At 76.1% G+C, this 18930-nt stretch carries 2 protein-coding genes; both read left to right on the forward strand.

The window, feature by feature from the left end; translation table 11 throughout:
• Positions 1-1263: 1263 nt before the first annotated feature.
• Positions 1264-5514, forward strand: a complete 4251-nt coding sequence (locus tag O7606_RS02925; RefSeq protein ID WP_281597425.1) for a type I polyketide synthase — start codon at positions 1264-1266, stop codon at positions 5512-5514.
• Positions 5514-18920 carry a type I polyketide synthase gene (locus tag O7606_RS02935; RefSeq protein ID WP_348651153.1) on the forward strand — a complete coding sequence of 4469 codons (13407 nt, stop codon included), beginning with the start codon at positions 5514-5516 and terminating at the stop codon, positions 18918-18920. Before O7606_RS02925 ends, O7606_RS02935 begins: the two co-directional genes overlap by 1 nt.
• Positions 18921-18930 lie beyond the last annotated feature (10 nt).

Consider the following 18930-nt stretch of genomic DNA (forward strand, 5'->3'; position numbering starts at 1 on the left):
GTTGGTGGTGGGGAGTCTCGGGATGTGTTGGTGGGTGCGTTGCGGGATTCGGTGCGTGAGGTTTCGCGGTTGCGGCGGGTGAATCGTGAGTTGCGGGGGTTGGTGTCGGAGCCGTTGGCGGTGGTGGGGGTGGGGTGTCGTTTTCCGGGTGGGGTGGTGTCGGCGGAGGGGTTGTGGGATTTGGTGGTGTCGGGTGGGGATGGGGTGTCGGGTTTTCCGGTGGATCGTGGGTGGGATTTGGTGGGGTTGGCGGGTTCGTCGGTGGCGGGGGAGGGTGGGTTTTTGGATGGTGTGGCGGATTTTGATGCGGAGTTTTTTGGGATTTCGCCGCGTGAGGCGTTGGCGATGGATCCGCAGCAGCGGTTGGTGTTGGAGGTGGCGTGGGAGGCGTTGGAGGGGGCGGGTTTTGATCCTCGGTCGTTGCGGGGTTCGGCGACGGGGGTTTTTGTGGGGGCGTTTTATCGGGATTATGAGTGGGTGTTGGAGGAGCGGGGGGTGGTGGTGGATGGGCATCAGATGGTGGGGAATTTGGGGTCGGTGATTTCGGGGCGGGTGTCGTTTTTGTTGGGGTTGGAGGGTCCGGCGGTGACGGTGGATACGGCGTGTTCGTCGTCGTTGGTGGCGTTGCATTTGGCGGGGCAGTCGTTGCGGCGTGGTGAGTGTGGGTTGGCGTTGGTGGGTGGGGTGACGGTGATGGCGCGGCCGACGGCGTTTGTGGAGTTTTCGCGGCAGGGTGGGTTGGCGGCCGATGGTCGGTGTAAGTCGTTTTCGGCGTCGGCGGATGGTACGGGTTGGTCGGAGGGTGTGGGTGTGTTGGTGGTGCAGCGGTTGTCGGATGCGGTGGCGCAGGGGCGGCGGGTGTTGGCGGTGGTGCGGGGTTCTGCGGTTAATCAGGATGGGGCGTCGAATGGGTTGACGGCGCCGAGTGGGGTGGCGCAGCAGCGGGTGATTCGGGCGGCGTTGGTGGATGCGGGTTTGGGTGTGGGGGATGTGGATGTGGTGGAGGGGCATGGGACGGGGACGCGGTTGGGGGATCCGATTGAGGCGGAGGCGTTGGTGGCGACGTATGGGCGGGGTCGGGTGGGTGGTGTGCCGTTGTGGTTGGGGTCGGTGAAGTCGAATATTGGTCATACGCAGGCGGCTGCGGGGGTGGCGGGGATTGTGAAGTTGATTGGTGCGTTTGGGCATGGGGTGTTGCCGCGGTCGTTGCATGTGGGTGAGCCGTCGGGGTTGGTGGATTGGTCGGGTGGGGTGTCGTTGTTGGTGTCGGAGGTGGCGTGGCCGGGTGGTGGGTCGCGGGTGCGGCGGGCGGGGGTGTCGTCGTTCGGGATCAGTGGGACCAACGCCCACGTCATCCTCGAGGAGCCACCCCCGGCGGCGGTCGTGCCGCCGCGCACGGACGCGCCGGAGACCATGGTGTGGCCGGTCTCGGCGGCCAGCGGGGCCGCCCTGCGGGAACAGGCCGCCCGCCTGCACGCCCATCTGCTCGCCCGCCCGCACGACCACCCGGCCGACGTGATGCGCGCCCTGGTCACCACGCGCGCCCTGCTGCCGTACCGGGCCGTGGTCGTCGGCGACGACCGCGCCGGCCTGCTCGACGACCTCGCCGTCCTGGCCGACGGGGGCACGAACCCCCGCGTCCTGGTCGGGGCGCCGGGCGACGGCGGCGATCTGGCGTTCCTGTTCACCGGGCAGGGCGCGCAGCACGCCGGCATGGGCCGCGACCTCGCCGCCCGCCACCCGGTGTTCGCCGCCGCGCTCGACGAGGTGTGCGCCGCGTTCGGCGACCGGCTCGGTCGACCGCTGGGCGACGTCCTCACCCACGGCAGCCAGCAGGACCTGGACCGGACGATCTACACCCAGCCGAGTCTGTTCGCGTTCGAGGTGGCGCTCGTCGCGCTGCTGCGGCACGCCGGGATCCGGCCGCGTCGGGTCGCCGGCCACTCGATCGGCGAGATCACCGCCGCCCATGTCGCCGGCGTGCTCTCCCTGCCCGACGCGGTCACCCTCGTCACCGCCCGCGCCCGCCTCATGCAGTCCCTGCCCGGGGGCGGCGCGATGGTCTCCGTCCGCGCCCCGGAGTCCGCCGTCGTCGACCTGCTGACCGGGTACGGGGACCGGGTGGCGGTCGCCGCCGTCAACGGCCCGTGGTCGGTGGTGCTCAGCGGTGACGAGGACGCCGTCCTGCGGATCGCCGACGTGCTCGCCGGGCGCGGGCGCCGGATCCGGCGGCTGCGGGTCAGCCACGCGTTCCACTCGCCGCGGATGGACCCGGTGCTCGACGAGTTCCGTACCGTCGCCGAGAGCCTCACCTACCACCCGCCGACCCTGCCGGTCGGGTCCACCGGCCGGGTCGACACGGCCGAACACTGGGTCCGGCACCTGCGGGACACCGTGCGTTTCGGCGACGCCGTCCGCGACCTGCGCGCCGCCGGGGCCGGGACGTTCCTGGAGATCGGTCCGGACGCCGCCCTCACCGTCCTGGGGCCCGAGTGCGCCCCGGACGCCGTCTTCGTCGCCGCCCAGCGCAGGGACCGGTCCGGGCACGCCGCGCTGGTGACCGCGCTGGCCACCCTCCAGGCCCGCGGGTCCACCGTGGACTGGACCGCGCTGTTCCCCGGCGGGGGCGCTCACGTCGACCTGCCCACCTCCGTGTTCCGCCGGCGCCGCTACTGGCCCGACGGCGGTGTCGTGCGCAGCGCCGACGCGACAGGTTTCGGCCTCGACCCGATCGGCCACCCCTGGCTGTCGGCCGCCGTGCGTCCCGCCGGCGCCGACGCGGCGCTGCTCACCGGCCGGATCTCGCTGGGCGCGCAGCCGTGGCTCGCCGACCACCGGGTCGGTGACAGCCTGGTGTTCCCGGGGTCCGGCCTGGTCGAGATCGTCCTCCACGCGGCCGAGCGGGTCGGCGCCGACACGCTCGACGAGCTGGTCATGGTGGCGCCGCTCACGCTGGCCGAGCCCGACGGCGCGGACGTGCAGGTCTCCGTCGGCGAGGCCGGCGTCGACGGCCGCCGGACGGTGTCCGTGCACGCCCGGCCGGCCGGCGCGCCGGACTGGCGGCCGGTCGCGGCCGGCGCCGCCTCCACCTCCGCCGGCGACGCGACCGTCCCGGACGGCGACGGCGACTGGCCCCCGGCCGACGCCGAGCCCGTCGACCTGACCGGCTGGTACGACGAGCTCGCCGCCCGACGCCTGCGCTACGGGCCCGCGTTCCGCAACCTGCGGGCCGCCTGGCGACACCAGGGCGAGGTGTACGCCGAGGTCGGCCTCGCCGACGTCGACCCGGGCTTCGGTCTGCACCCGGCTCTGCTCGACGCGACGCTGCACGCCATCGACCTGGGCGACCGGCCGGCCACCGGCGTGACCCGCCTGCCGTTCGGGTGGGCCGGGGTGCGTCGGCTCGCCACCGGCGTCTCCGCCGTGCGGGCCCGGATCACCCCGACCGGTCCGGACGCGGTGTCGCTGACCCTCACCGACACCGCCGGACGGCCGGTGGCCACGGTCGCCTCGCTGACCCTGCGCGAGTCCACCGCCCAGGCCGGCGCGCTGTACGAGGTGAACTGGACGCCCGTCCCGGCCGGGCCCACCGACCCGGCCGCCTCCTGGGCGGTGGTCGGCGACGACCGCGGTCTCGCGGCGGCGCTGCCCAACGTGGTCAGGTACCCCGACCTGGGCGCGGTGACCGGCGCCCCGGACGCCGTCCTGCTGGTCCTCGACCCGGCGGGACCTGACGTCGGCGCGGCGGTGGATGGTCCCGGCGCGGTGGCCGGCGACGCCGTCACGGTGGCGGACGGGGCCGGCGCGGCGAACGGGGCCGGCGTGGTGGCGGGTGCCGCCGCCCCGGTGGGGGGCGAGGCCGACGCGGCGCACGCCGTCTGCCACCACGCGCTCGCCCAGGCCCAGGCGTGGATCGCCGACGATCGGTTCGGCGTCGCCCCGCTGGTCGTGGTCACCCGCGACGCCACCACCGGTGACGACCTGCCCGCGGCCGCCGCCCGTGGGCTGCTGCTGACCGCGGCCACCGAGAACCCGGGCCGGTTCGTCGTGGTGGACGTGGACGGCTCGCCCGGCTCCGTCGCGGCGCTCCCCGGCGTCCTCGGTCTCGACGAGCCCCAACTGCTGCTGCGCGAGGGCGTGCTGCTCGCCGCCCGGCTCGGCGCGTCCGGCCCGGCGACCGCCGACCCGGCGACCGCTGCGCCGGTGTCGTGGCCCGAGCACGGCACGGTCCTGGTCACCGGCGCGACCGGCGCGCTGGGCCACGCCGTCGCCCGTCACCTGGTCGCCGCGCACGGCGTACGGAACCTGCTGCTGGTGAGCCGGCGCGGCCCGGACGCCCCCGGCGCGGACGACCTGCGCGCCGACCTGACCGGTCTCGGCGCGGACGTCACCGTCGCCGGCTGCGACGTCGCCGACCGGGACGCGCTCACCGCGCTGCTCGCCACGATCCCCGCCGACCGTCCGCTGACCGCGGTGGTGCACGCCGCCGGCGTGCTCGACGACGGGGTCGTCGGCGCGCTCACCCCGCAACGGCTCGACACGGTCCTGCGGCCCAAGGTGGACGCCGCCTGGCACCTGCACGAGTTGACCCGGGACGCCGGCCTCACCGCGTTCGTGCTGTTCTCCTCCGTCGCCGGCGTGGTCGGCACCGCCGGGCAGGCCGGCTACGCGGCGGCCAACGCGTTCCTGGACGCGCTGGCCCGGCGGCGGCGCGCCGCCGGCGACGCCGCGCTGTCCCTGGGCTGGGGAGCGTGGGCCGAGGCGGGCATGGCCGCCGGGCTCGGCGCAGCCGACCTGGCCCGGGTCGCCCGCAGCGGTATCGGCGTGCTCGACGCCGCCGACGGGCTGCGGCTGTTCGACGCGGCGCTGACCGGCGCTCCCGCCCATGTCGTGCCGCTGCGGCTGGACACCGGCGCGCTCGGCGCGGACGCCCCGGCGCTGCTGCGTGGGCTGGCCCCGAGCCGGCGCGCGTCCCGCGACCGCCCCGCCGGGGCCGACGCCCTGAAGCGACGGCTCGCCACGCTGAGCCCGGCGAAGCGGCACAAGGCGCTCACCGACGTGGTCCGCGCCGAGGCGGCCACCGTGCTCAACCATCCCGGGCCCGCCCAGGTGCCGGCGGAACGGACGTTCACCGATCTCGGCGTCGACTCGCTCACCGCGCTGGAGCTGCGTAACGCCCTGGTCCGGGCCACCGGCGTCCCGCTGGCCCCGACGGTGGTGTTCGACCATCCGACCCCGGCTGCCCTGGCCCGACTGCTGCTCGGCGAGATCGTGTTCGCACCGACCGGGCCCGACGCCTTCGACGAGGAGCGGTTCCGTCGTGACCTCGCCGCCCTGCCGGTGGAGCGGTTGCGCGCGGCCGGGCTCCTGCCCGACCTGCTCGCCCTGGTGGGGTCCCGCCCCGCCGACCGGCCCACCAACGCGACCGCGGGCGGTGACGACCCGGATGCCGATGTCGATGGTCTGGGTGTGGGGGATTTGATTCGTTTGGCGACTGAGGGGGTGGAGTGGTGATGGTTGGTGGTGGGGAGTCTCGGGATGTGTTGGTGGGTGCGTTGCGGGATTCGGTGCGTGAGGTTTCGCGGTTGCGGCGGGTGAATCGTGAGTTGCGGGGGTTGGTGTCGGAGCCGTTGGCGGTGGTGGGGGTGGGGTGTCGTTTTCCGGGTGGGGTGGTGTCGGCGGAGGGGTTGTGGGATTTGGTGGTGTCGGGTGGGGATGGGGTGTCGGGTTTTCCGGTGGATCGTGGGTGGGATTTGGTGGGGTTGGCGGGTTCGTCGGTGGCGGGGGAGGGTGGGTTTTTGGATGGTGTGGCGGATTTTGATGCGGAGTTTTTTGGGATTTCGCCGCGTGAGGCGTTGGCGATGGATCCGCAGCAGCGGTTGGTGTTGGAGGTGGCGTGGGAGGCGTTGGAGGGGGCGGGTTTTGATCCTCGGTCGTTGCGGGGTTCGGCGACGGGGGTTTTTGTGGGGGCGTTTTATCGGGATTATGAGTGGGTGTTGGAGGAGCGGGGGGTGGTGGTGGATGGGCATCAGATGGTGGGGAATTTGGGGTCGGTGATTTCGGGGCGGGTGTCGTTTTTGTTGGGGTTGGAGGGTCCGGCGGTGACGGTGGATACGGCGTGTTCGTCGTCGTTGGTGGCGTTGCATTTGGCGGGGCAGTCGTTGCGGCGTGGTGAGTGTGGGTTGGCGTTGGTGGGTGGGGTGACGGTGATGGCGCGGCCGACGGCGTTTGTGGAGTTTTCGCGGCAGGGTGGGTTGGCGGCCGATGGTCGGTGTAAGTCGTTTTCGGCGTCGGCGGATGGTACGGGTTGGTCGGAGGGTGTGGGTGTGTTGGTGGTGCAGCGGTTGTCGGATGCGGTGGCGCAGGGGCGGCGGGTGTTGGCGGTGGTGCGGGGTTCTGCGGTTAATCAGGATGGGGCGTCGAATGGGTTGACGGCGCCGAGTGGGGTGGCGCAGCAGCGGGTGATTCGGGCGGCGTTGGTGGATGCGGGTTTGGGTGTGGGGGATGTGGATGTGGTGGAGGGGCATGGGACGGGGACGCGGTTGGGGGATCCGATTGAGGCGGAGGCGTTGGTGGCGACGTATGGGCGGGGTCGGGTGGGTGGTGTGCCGTTGTGGTTGGGGTCGGTGAAGTCGAATATTGGTCATACGCAGGCGGCTGCGGGGGTGGCGGGGATTGTGAAGTTGATTGGTGCGTTTGGGCATGGGGTGTTGCCGCGGTCGTTGCATGTGGGTGAGCCGTCGGGGTTGGTGGATTGGTCGGGTGGGGTGTCGTTGTTGGTGTCGGAGGTGGCGTGGCCGGGTGGTGGGTCGCGGGTGCGGCGGGCGGGGGTGTCGTCGTTCGGGATCAGTGGGACCAACGCCCACGTCATCCTCGAGGAACCGCCCACGCTCCCGCCCGTCGAGCGGACCCCGCCGCCGTCCCGACCGGTGGCCGTGCCGATCTCCGGCCACACCGCGCAGGCCCTGCACGACCAGGCCGGGCAGATCCTGCCGCTGCTGCGGGACGGCATCGAGCCGTTCGACCTCGCGCACGCCCTGGTCACCACCCGGGCCACCTTCGACCACCGCGCGGTGCTCGTCGGTGACCGCGACGCGCTCGCCGCCGCCACGCCGGACACCGCCGCCACGCCGGACACCGCCGCCACGCTGGACGCCGCGGTCCGGGGCCGGGCCGGCGACCCCGGGTCCGTCGTGTTCGTCTTCCCCGGCCAGGGCTCGCAGTGGGCCGGCATGGCCCGGGACCTGCTCGACGAGTCCCCGGTCTTCGCCGACCGGATGGCCGCCTGCGAGGCCGCCCTCGCGCCGTACGTCGACTGGTCGCTGACCGGGCTCGTCCGCGACGGCGGGACCTGGGACCGGGTGGACGTCGTACAGCCGGCGCTGTTCTCGGTGCTGGTCTCACTCGCCGCGGTGTGGCGCTCCTACGGCATCGAGCCCGACGCGGTCCTCGGCCACAGTCAGGGCGAGGTCGCGGCGGCCGTCGTCGCCGGCGGCCTCACCCTCGCCGACGGCGCGAAGGTCGTCGCGCTGCGCAGCCGGGCCATCGCGCGCATCGCCGGCCGGGGCGGCATGGCCTCGATCCCCAGCCCGGTCGAGGCCACCGAGCGGCTGATCGCGCCGTTCGCCGGCCGGGTCTGCGTCGCGGCCGTCAACGGCCCGGCGGCGACCGTGGTGGCAGGTCCCGCCGACGACCTGGCCGAGCTGCTGGGGCGCTGCGCCGCCGACGGGGTCCGCGCCCGCCGGATCGACGTCGACTACGCCTCGCACTCCCCGCACGTCGAACAGCTCCGCGACGACCTGCTCGCCGCCCTGGCCGGGCTCACCCCCGCCAGCGGCGGCACGCCCTTCTGGTCCACTGTGGACGGCGCGTGGGTCGACACCGCCACGCTCGACGCCGACTACTGGTACCGCAATCTCCGGCAGACCGTCGCGTTCGCCCCGGCGGTGCGCGCCCTCGCCACCTCCGGGCACACCACGTTCGTCGAGCTGAGCCCGCACCCGGTGCTCACCGCCGCCGTCGACGACACCGCCCGGGACGCCGGCGTGCCGGTCGCCGCGTTCGGCACGTTGCGCCGCGACGAGGGCGGACTGCGACGACTGCTCACCTCCCTCGGCGAAGCCTGGGTCCACGGCCTGCCGGTCGACTGGACCGCCCAGTTCGCCGACGTCACCGCCGCGCCGGTCGCCCTGCCCACGTACCCGTTCCAGCGCCGGCGCTACTGGCCCGAACGGTCGGCGAGGCCCGCCGGCCACGACGACGACCTGCTCCGGGAACTGGACAACCACGCTTTGCCCGACCTCGCCGACGCGCTCGGCGTCGACGCCGCCACCCTCGGCCAGGTGCTGCCCGCGCTGTCCGCGTGGCGGACCGCCCGGGCCGGCGCCCGCCACGCCGACGGGTGGCGGTACCGGATCGGCTGGCAGCCGCTGACGCTCGACCCGGCCACGCCGACCGGCCACTGGCTCGTGCTGGCCCCCGAGGACGCCGAACCGCCCGCCGGGCTGGACCACACCCGGATCACCGTCGCCCTCGACGCCGACCGGGCCACGCTGGCCACCCTCCTGCGCGCCACGGTCGCCGACCGCCCGGTCGCCGGGGTGCTCTCGATGCTCGCCGACGAGGCGCGCCCGTACCCGGGGCGGCCGGAGCTGCCCGGCGGGGTGGCCCTCACCCTCGCCCTCGGTCAGGCCCTCAGCGACGCGGGCGTCACGGCCCCGCTGTGGCTGACCACCCGTGGGGTCGCCACGATCGGCTTCGGCGAGCAGCCCGGCCCGCCCGCCCAGGCCGCCGTCGCCGGGCTCGGCCGCACCATGGCGCTGGAACACGCCGACCGTTGGGGCGGCCTGGTCGACCTGCCGGCGACGCTGGACGAGCGCAGCGCCACCCGGCTGCGCGCCGTCCTGGCCGCCGTCGGCGACGAGGACCACGTCGCGGTCCGGGCGACCGGCGTGTACGGCCGCCGGCTGCTGCCGGCCGCCGCGCCCGCCACCGGGGAACGCTGGCCCACCACCGGCACCGTGCTGGTCACCGGCGGCACCGGCGGTCTCGGCGCCCACCTGGCCCGCCGCCTCGCCACCGCCGGCGTACCGCACCTGCTGCTGCTCAGCCGGCGCGGCCCGGACGCGCCAGGCGCCGCCGACCTGCGCGCGGAGCTGACCGGGCTCGGGGCCACGGTGACGATCGCCGCCACCGACGTGGCCGACCGCGACGAACTCGCCGCGACCCTGGCCGGCATCCCGGCCGAGTGGCCGCTGAGCGCGGTGTTCCACACCGCCGGCGTCCTCGACGACGGCCTGCTCGGGGACCTCACCCCGGACCGGGTCGCCGCCGTGCTGCGCGGCAAGCTCGCCGGCGCGGAGAACCTGCGGCACGCCACCGCCGGCGCCGACCTCGACGCGTTCGTGGTGTTCTCCTCGCTCAGCGGCGTCCTCGGCAGCCCCGGGCAGGCCAACTACGCCGCCGCCAACGCCGCCCTCGACGCGTTCGCCGCCGGCACGTCGGCGACCTCGGTGGCCTGGGGTCTCTGGGCCGGGCCCGGCATGGTCGGCCGGGCCGCCACCGACCAGCTCGGCGACGCCGGGGTCCGGGCGATGGACCCCGACGCCGCGCTCGGCGTGCTCGGCCGGATCCTCGCCGCCGGCCCGGGTCACGCGGTCGTCGCCGACGTGGACTGGCCCCGGTTCACCGCCTCGGGACGGATGCGCGCCGGCGCGCTGCTCGGTGACCTCACCGGCCCCGCCACCCCGGCCACCGACCACTCGACCTGGCGGGCCCGGCTCGCCACGCTGCCCGCCCTCGAACAGCGGCGCGCCGTCGCCGAGCTGGTCCGGGAGCTGACCGCCCGGGTGCTCGGCCACGACAGCGCCGCCGCGGTGGACCCGGCCCGCGCGTTCGCCGAGACCGGCTTCGACTCGCTCAACGCCGTCGCCCTGCGCAACCGGCTCGCCGACGTCACCGGGCTGCGGCTGCCGACCACGCTGGTCTTCGACCACGCCACGCCGGCCGCGCTCGCCGAACACCTGGCGACCGCCCTCGGCGGCGTCACCACCGCCTCCGCGCCGGCCGGGCCGGTGACCCGCGCCGCCGTCGACGAGCCGATCGCCGTGGTCGGCATCGGCTGCCGGTACCCCGGTGGGGCACGCGGGCCCGACGCGTTCTGGGACCTGCTCGCACAGGGCCGCGACGCCACCACCGACTGGCCCGCCGACCGTGGCTGGGACACCGACCGGCTCTACGACCCCGACCGGGTCCGCCCCGGCACCACCTACAGCCGCCGGGGCGGGTTCCTGACCGACGCCGCCGACTTCGACGCCGGGTTCTTCGGCATCTCGCCCCGCGAGGCGCTGGCCATGGACCCGCAGCAACGGCTGCTGCTGGAGACGTCGTGGGAGGCCGTCGAGCACGCCGGCATCGACCCGGCCACGCTGCGCGGCCGACCCGTCGGCGTGTTCGTCGGCACCAACGGCCAGGACTACGCCGACCGGCTCGCCGAGACCGACGGCGACGTCGAGGGCCACGTCCTCACCGGCACCAGCGCGAGCGTGCTGTCCGGGCGGATCGCCTACACGCTCGGTCTCGACGGCCCGGCCATCACCCTCGACACCGCCTGCTCGTCGTCGCTTGTCACCCTGCACCTCGCCGCCCAGGCCCTGCGGCACGGCGAATGCGAGCAGGCCCTCGCCGGTGGCGTCACCGTGATGAGCAGCCCGACCGTGTTCGTCGAGTTCAGCCGGCAGGGCGGTCTCGCCCCGGACGGCCGGTGCAAGCCGTTCTCCGCCGCCGCGGACGGCACCGCCTGGGCCGAGGGCGCCGGCATCCTGCTGCTCGAACGGCTCTCCGACGCCCGCCGGCACGGCCACCGGGTGCTGGCGCTGCTCACCGGCACCGCGGTCAACCAGGACGGGGCCAGCAACGGCCTCACCGCCCCCAGCGGCGCCGCCCAACAGCAGGTCATCCGGGCCGCCCTCGGCGCGGCCGGCATCACCGCCGCCGACGTCGGCGCGGTCGAGGCCCACGGCACGGGCACCGGGCTCGGCGACCCGATCGAGGCCCGGGCCCTCCAGGCCGTGTACGGGGTGGAGCACGACCCGCAGCGTCCGCTGTGGATCGGCGCGCTCAAGTCGAACATCGGTCACACCCAGGCCGCCGCCGGCGTCGCCGGAGTGATCAAGATGGTGCTGGCGCTGCGCCACGCGACGCTGCCGCCCACCCTGCACGCCGACGTCCCCACCCCGCACCTCGACTGGGCCGGCTCCGGCCTGCGGCTGCTGACCGACGCGACCCCGTGGCCGTCCGGTGACCGGCCCCGCCGCGCGGGCGTGTCGTCGTTCGGCATCTCCGGCACCAACGCCCACGTGATCGTCGAGGAGGCGCCGCCCGCCGACGGGCCCGCCGACGGGCCCGCCGCGTCGCCCGCCGGGACGCTGCCGACCCCGCTGCTGCTGTCCGCCGCCGACCCGGACGCGCTCCGCGCCCAGGCCGTCCGGCTCCGGGACCACCTCACCGTCGCGCCGGCCGACCTGACCGACGTGGCGTACACGCTCGCCACCGGCCGGGCCGCCCTGCGGCACCGCGCCGCCGTCCTGCGGCACGACGACGCCGAGGCCGGTACGGCGCTCGCCGCGCTCGCCGCCGGCGAGCCCGCCCCGGCCCTGCTGACCGGCGTGGCCGCCGGCCCCGGCCGCACCGCGTTCCTCTTCCCCGGCCAGGGCAGCCAGTTCGCCGCCGCCGGCGCCGAGCTGTACCGGGCCGAGCCGGTCTTCGCCGACGCGCTCGACGAGGCGCTGGCCCACCTCGCCCCGCACCTCGACGCGCCGCTGATCGACGTCATGTTCGCCGCCGAGGGCGGCGAGCGGGCCGCGCTGCTGCGCCGCACCCGCTACACCCAGCCGGCGCTGTTCGCGCTGGAGATCGCCCTGTGCCGCCTGCTGGCCTCCCGGGGGGTCCACCCGGACCTGGTGATCGGGCACTCGGTCGGCGAGATCGCGGCCGCGCACGTCGCCGGGGTGCTCGACCTCGCCGACGCCGCCACCCTGGTCGCCGCGCGCGGCCGGCTGATGGACGAGCTGCCCGCCGGCGGCGTCATGACCGCGGTGGAGGCCACCGAGGACGAGGTCCGGGCCGCGGTCGACGGCGCCGCCGTCGCCGTGGCCGCCGTCAACGGTCCGACCGCGGTGGTGCTCAGCGGCGACGCCGAGGCCGTCCGCGCGGTCGCCGGGCGGTTCGCCGCCACCGGACGGCGCGTCCGGGAGCTCACCGTCAGCCACGCGTTCCACTCCGCGCGGATGGACCCGATGCTGGCGGAGTTCCGGCGGGTCGCGGAGACCCTGCGCCACGCGCCGCCCCGGCTGCCGGTCATCTCGAACCTGACCGGCGAGCCGGTCGCCGCCGACGCCGACCACTGGGTCCGGCACGCCCGGGGGACCGTCCGTTTCCTGGCCGGCGCGCGGCGGCTGCACGCCGAGGGCGCGACCACGTACGTCGAGGTCGGCCCCGGCGGGGTGCTCACCGGCGCGCTCGCCGCCTGCCTGCCCGCCGACGGCGTCCCGGCCGCGGTCACCCTGCTGCCGAAGGGCCGACCGGAGGCGTCGTCGGTCGCCGCCGCCCTCGCCGGGCTGGCCGTCCGGGGCGTGCCGGTCGACTGGCGACCGGCCGGCCGCCTGGTGGACCTGCCCACGTACGCGTTCCAGGCCCGCCGGTTCTGGCCCACGGCCGCCCCCGTGGACCCGGCCGCCGAGACGGCCGCCCTGCGCTACCGCGTCGACTGGGCGCCGCTGCCGGCCCCGGCGACGCCCCGCCTGACCGGCCCGTGGGCGCTGATCGGGGACGCCGACCGGATCGGCGACGCGCTGCGCGGGTACGGGGCCGAGGTGCGGGTCCTGCCGCCCGGCCCGGACCTGGCCGACCGGCTCGGCCGGACGCCCTGGAGCGGCGTGCTGTCGCTGCTCGGCACGACCGCCGAGACCCTGGACGTGATCCGCGCCGGCGGCCCCGCGCCGCTGTGGTGCCTGACCCGCGGCGTCGCGCAGGACACCGCGCCCGACCCGGGGCAGGCGCAGCTCTGGGGGCTGGGCCGGGTCGCCGCCCTGGAACACCCGGACCGCTGGGGCGGCCTGGTCGACCTGCCCGCCGAGCCCGACGCCGCCGCCCTGCGGCTGCTCGCCGCCGCGTTGGCCGGCGGCTTCGGCGACGAGGACCAGATCGCGGTCCGCCCGGACGGCGCGTACGGTCGGCGGCTCGTCCGCGCCGCCGCCCCCGTGCCGGCCGGACCCCGGTGGACCCCGACCGGCACCGTCCTGATCACCGGCGGCACCGGTGGCGTCGGCACGCTCCTCGCCCGCGAGCTGGCCGCCGCCGGGGCGGAACACCTGGTGCTGGTCGGCCGCAGCGGTGGTGACCCGCCGGAGATCCCCGGCGCGCGGGTGACCGTGGCGGCCTGCGACGTGGCCGACCGGGACGCGCTCGCCGCCCTGATCGACGGCCTGCGCACGGCCGGCGACCTGCCCCGCGCGGTCTTCCACGCCGCCGGGACCGTCTCGGTCGAGCGCATCGACGCCCGCGTCGGCGACCGGGACCGGACCGCCGTCGAGCTGGCCGGCAAGGCCGCCGCCGCGTCCCACCTCGACGAGCTGCTCGACGGCGTGCCGCTCGACGCGTTCGTGCTGTTCTCCTCGATCGCCGCGACCTGGGGCAGCGGCGGGCAGAGCGGCTACGCCGCCGCCAACGCCCACCTCGACGCGCTCGCCGAGCGCCGCCGGGCCCGTGGCCTGCCCGCCACGTCCGTGGCGTGGGGACCCTGGGCCGACCTCGGCATGGCCCGCGGCGAGACGGGCCGACACCTGCGCCGCCACGGTCTGAACGGGCTGCGTCCGGCCGTCGCCCTGGCCGCGCTGCGCCAGGCCGTCGACGCCGGGGAGACGAACGTGGTCGTCGCGGACGTCGACTGGCCGCGTTTCCTGCCGACCTTCACGGTGGGCCGGCCCAGCCCGCTGCTGCGGGGCCTGGCCCCGGCCGTCGAGCCCGAGCCCGCCACCGTGGCCGGCACCGACTGGCAGCGGCGCTTCGCCGCCCGGCCCACCGCCGAGCAGCACGCCGTGCTGCGGGAGCTGGTCGTCGCCGAGGCGGCCGCCGCGCTCGGCCACGACGCCGGCCACCGGCTGGCGGCCGACCGGCCGCTGCACGACCTCGGTTTCGACTCGCTCACCAGCGTCGACCTGCGCAACCGACTCGGCGCGGCCACCGGCCTCACGCTGCCCGTCACGCTGACGTTCGACCATCCCACGGCGGACGCGCTCGCCGCGCACCTGCACGCCCTGCTCACCGGCGCCGGCCCGGCCGTCGCCCCGGTCGGCGGGGCCGCCGTCGGCGTCGACCCGGCCGAGCAGCTCGCGATCGTCGGCATGGCCTGCCGGTTCCCGGGCGGCGTCCGCAGCCCCGAGGACCTGTGGACGCTGGTCGCCGACGAGGTCGACGCCATCGGGCCGCTGCCCGCCGACCGGGGCTGGGACCTGGCGGCCCGCTACCACCCGGACCCGGAACGCCCCGGCACGTTCTACGCCGCCGGCGGTGGCTTCCTGACCGACGCCGGTGACTTCGACGCCGCCTTCTTCGGCATCAGCCCGCGCGAGGCGCTGGCCATGGACCCGCAGCAGCGGCTGCTGCTGGAGACCGCGTGGGAGGCCCTGGAACGCGCCGGAATGGACCCCACCCGGGTCCGGAACACCGCCGGCGGCGTGTTCGTCGGGCTCGCCGGGCAGGGCTACGGCACCGGGGCGGACACCACCGACGTCGAGGGCCACCTGCTCGCCGGCAACGTAACCGCGGTCGCGTCCGGGCGCATCGCGTACCAACTCGGGCTGGAGGGGCCAGCCGTCACGCTCGACACCGCCTGCTCCTCGTCGCTTGTCGCCCTGCACCTGGCGGGGCAGGCGCTGCGCGCCGGGGAGTGCGCGTTCGCGCTCGTCGGCGGCGTCGCCGTGATGGCCAGCACGGACGTGTTCGTCGAGTTCAGCAGGCAGCGCGGCCTCTCCCCGGACGGGCGGTGCCGCTCGTTCGCCGAGGCCGCCGACGGCACCGGCTGGGGCGAGGGGGTCGGCATGCTCGTCGTCGAACGGCTCGCCGACGCCCGCCGCCACGGCCACCCCGTCCTCGCCGTGGTACGCGGCAGCGCGGTCAACCAGGACGGCGCGTCCAACGGGCTCACCGCCCCCAACGGCCTCGCCCAGCAGCGGGTCATCCGGCAGGCGCTCGCCAACGCCGGCCTGTCGACCGCGGACGTCGACGCGGTCGAGGCGCACGGCACCGGCACCGTGCTCGGCGACCCGGTCGAGGCGCAGGCGCTGCTCGCCACGTACGGGCAGGACCGCGCCGGCCGGGGGCCGCTGCGGCTCGGCTCGCTCAAGTCCAACATCGGGCACACCCAGGCGGCGGCCGGCGTCGCCGGGATCATCAAGACGGTCCAGGCGCTGCGGCACCGGCTGCTGCCCCGCACCCTGCACGTCGACGAGGTCACCAGCCGGGTCGACTGGTCGGCCGGTGAGCTGGAGCTGCTCACCGAGGCGCGGCCGTGGACCGCCGAGGACGGCCGGCCGCGTCGGGCCGGGGTCTCGGCGTTCGGCATGAGCGGCACCAACGCCCACGTCATCCTCGAAGAGGCGCCCACCACCCCGGCGTCCCCCGTCGACCGGCCCGCCGGCCCGGTGGCGCTGCCGCTGTCCGCGCGTACCGAGACGGCGCTGCGCGCCTGGGCCGGCCGGCTCGCCGCCCACCTGGACGCCGAACCCGGGCTCACGCCCGCCGCGGTCGCCCACGCGCTGGTCACCACCCGCCCGGCGTTCGGCGTGCGGGCTGTCGCCGTCGGCGTCGACCGGGACGCGTTGGCGCGCTCCCTGACCGATCTCGCGGCCGGACGGGCCACCGCCGGCGCGGCGCGCGGCGACGTCAGCCCGGGCCGTACGGTCTTCGTCTTTCCCGGGCAGGGTTCGCAGTGGGCCGGTATGGCCCGGGAGCTTCTCGACGAGTCGCCGGTGTTCGCCGGTCGGATGGCTGAGTGTGAGGCGGCGCTCGCGCCGTTCGTGGAGTGGTCGTTGATCGGGTTGTTGCGGTCGGGTGAGGGGTTGGACCGGGTGGATGTGGTGCAGCCGGTGTTGTTTGCGGTGATGGTGTCGTTGGCGGCGGTGTGGTGGTCGTACGGTGTGGCGCCGGACGCGGTGGTGGGGCATTCGCAGGGTGAGATCGCGGCGGCGGTGGTGGCGGGGGCGTTGGGTCTCGACGACGGTGCGCGGATCGTCGCGCTGCGCAGCCGGGCCCTGCGGGCCCTGTCCGGCGACGGCGGCATGGTCTCGCTCGCCACCGGTCGGGCGCGCGCCGAGCGGCTCGTGGCGTCGCTGGACGCCGACGTCGCCGCGGTCAACGGCCCCGGCGCGGTCGTCGTCGCCGGCACGCCCGCCGCCCTCGACCAGCTCGTCGCCGCGTGCGAACGCGACGGCGTCCGCGCCCGCCGGATCCCGGTCGACTACGCCGCCCACTCCGCCCAGGTCGAACGGGTCCGCGACGAGCTGCTCACCGCGCTCGCCGACGTGCGCCCCACCCCGACCGGTGTCCCGATCTACTCCACGGTGACCGGTGAGGCGATCGACGGCCCGGCGCTCACCGCCGGGTACTGGTACCGCAACCTGCGTGAGCCCGTCGAGTTCGCCGCCGCCACCCGGCGGCTGCTCGACGCCGGGTTCACCCGGTTCGTGGAGACCTCGGCGCACCCGGTGCTGGTCGCCGGGGTCCTCGACACCGCCGAGGCGGACGGCCGGCAGGTCACCGCGCTCGGCACGCTGCGCCGCGACGACGGCGGACTGCCCCGCCTGCTCGCCGCGCTCGGCGAAGCCTGGTGCGACGGCGCGCCGGTGTCCTGGCCGACCGATGTCGCGTCCACTGATGTCGCGTCCACCGGTGGCGCGTCCACCGATGCCGCGTCCACCGGCGGCGCCTCCACCGATGTCGCGTCCACCGGCGGTGTGCCGGGCGGCGCGGTCGCGCTGCCCAGCTATCCGTTCGACCACCAGCGCTACTGGCTGCCCACCAGCGGACGGCACGGGTCCGCCAACGGCGGCGCCGTCCGGGCCAGGCTGTACCGCACCCGGTGGCGGCCGATGCCGGAGGCCGGCGACGGCCGGCTCGCCGGCGACTGGGCGGTGGTGGTCCCCGACGGGCACACCGACCACCCGGTGGCGGTCGCCGTCCGGGACGCGCTGCGCCGCGCCGGAGCGACACCGCGGATCACCACCCTGGACGCCGACCTCGCGACACCGGCGGGCGTGCTGTCCCTGCTGGCCCTCGACGGTACGGCCGCGTCGACCGTCCGGCTGCTCCAGCGTCTCGACCGGCGGGGTCTCACCGCGCCGCTGTGGTGCGTCACCACCGGCGCGGTCTCGGTGGCCGGTGAGCCGCTCGCCGAGCCCGCCCAGACGCCGGTCTGGGGGCTGGGTCAGGTGATGCTCCTGGAACAGGACGCCCGCTGGGGCGGCCTGGTCGACCTGACCGGCGTGGGCGACGCCGACCAGCTCGCGGCCGTCCTGGCCGGCGGGCACGGCGAGGACCAGATGGCGCTGCGTCCGGGCGGCGGGTACGCGCGCCGACTGGTCGACGCCGACCTGCCCGCCGGGCCGCGCCGCCGCGACTGGGCGCCCGGCGGCGGACTCGCCCTGATCGCCGGCGCCCTCACCGACCTCACCGCCGAGCTGGCCCGCTGGCTGGCCGGTCGCGGCGTCACGCACGTCGCCGTCGTCACCGGCGAGCCGGCCGCCCCGGATGCCGTGGCCGCCCTGCGCGCGGAGCTGTCCGGCCTCGGCGCCGAGCTGACCGTCGGCGGGCAGCCGCCGCCCGGGTCACCGGCGATCGCGCTGCACGTCGCCGCGCCGGACGAGCCGGGCGCCACCCTGACCACGCTCACCACCGCCGAGCTCGACGAGACCGTGCGCCGGACGCTGTCCGGCGTCCGCGAGCTCGACGAACGACTCGACGCCGACGACGACAAGGCGACCTTCGTCGTGGTAACCCCGCTCAGCGGGATCTGGGGCTCGGCCCGGCGGGCCGCGTCCACCGCCGGCTACGCCGGCGTGCAGGCCCTCGCCCAGCGTCGCCGCGACCGGGGCGCGCACGCCCTCGTGGTGGCCGTCGGCGGCCAGGACGGGCGTCCGGCCGGCGGCGGTGACCGGCCGTTGGCCCCCGCCACGGTCAGCGCGCTGCTGGAACGGCTCCTCGACCGCGACGAGACGGTCGCGGTCATCGCCGACCTCGACCTGGCGCGGCTGGTCGCGTCCGTGCCGGGCCGCCGCGCGCTGGGCCTGATGCGGGAGCTGCCCGAGGTCGCGCAGGCGCTGCGCACGACACCGGGGGAGGGCGCCGCCTCCGCGTCCGCGCTCACCGACCGGCTGCGCCCGCTGGACGCGCCGGCCCGCCACAAGCTGCTGCTGGACCTCGTCGTCGAGCACGCCGCCGCGGTCCTCGGCCACGCCGACCGCCGGGCCGTCCGCGCCGGCCAGGCGTTCTCCGACAGCGGCTTCGACTCGATGCTGGCCGTGCAGTTCCGTAACCAACTGCGTGCCGCCACCGGCGTGCCGCTCCCACCCACCGTGGTCTTCGACCGGCCCACCCCGAACGCGCTGGCCGACCTGCTCGTCGAGGAGCTGTGCCCGGAGACCGACGCGGGCGGACAGATCCTCGCCGAGCTGACCCGGCTGGAGGCCGCCCTCGCGGCGCTCACCCCGGACGCCGGGGCCGGCAGGGAGATCACCACCCGGCTGAACAACCTGGCCCGCCGGTGGAACGACACCGCCACGCCGGTCGCCGACGACGGCGACCTCGGGGCGGCCACCGCCGACGAGCTGTTCGACCTCCTTGACAACAACTACGGCGCGGCCTGAGGGACGGACG

The sequence above is a fragment of the Micromonospora sp. WMMD882 genome, from assembly GCF_027497255.1.
Classification (GTDB): Bacteria; Actinomycetota; Actinomycetes; order Mycobacteriales; family Micromonosporaceae; genus Micromonospora.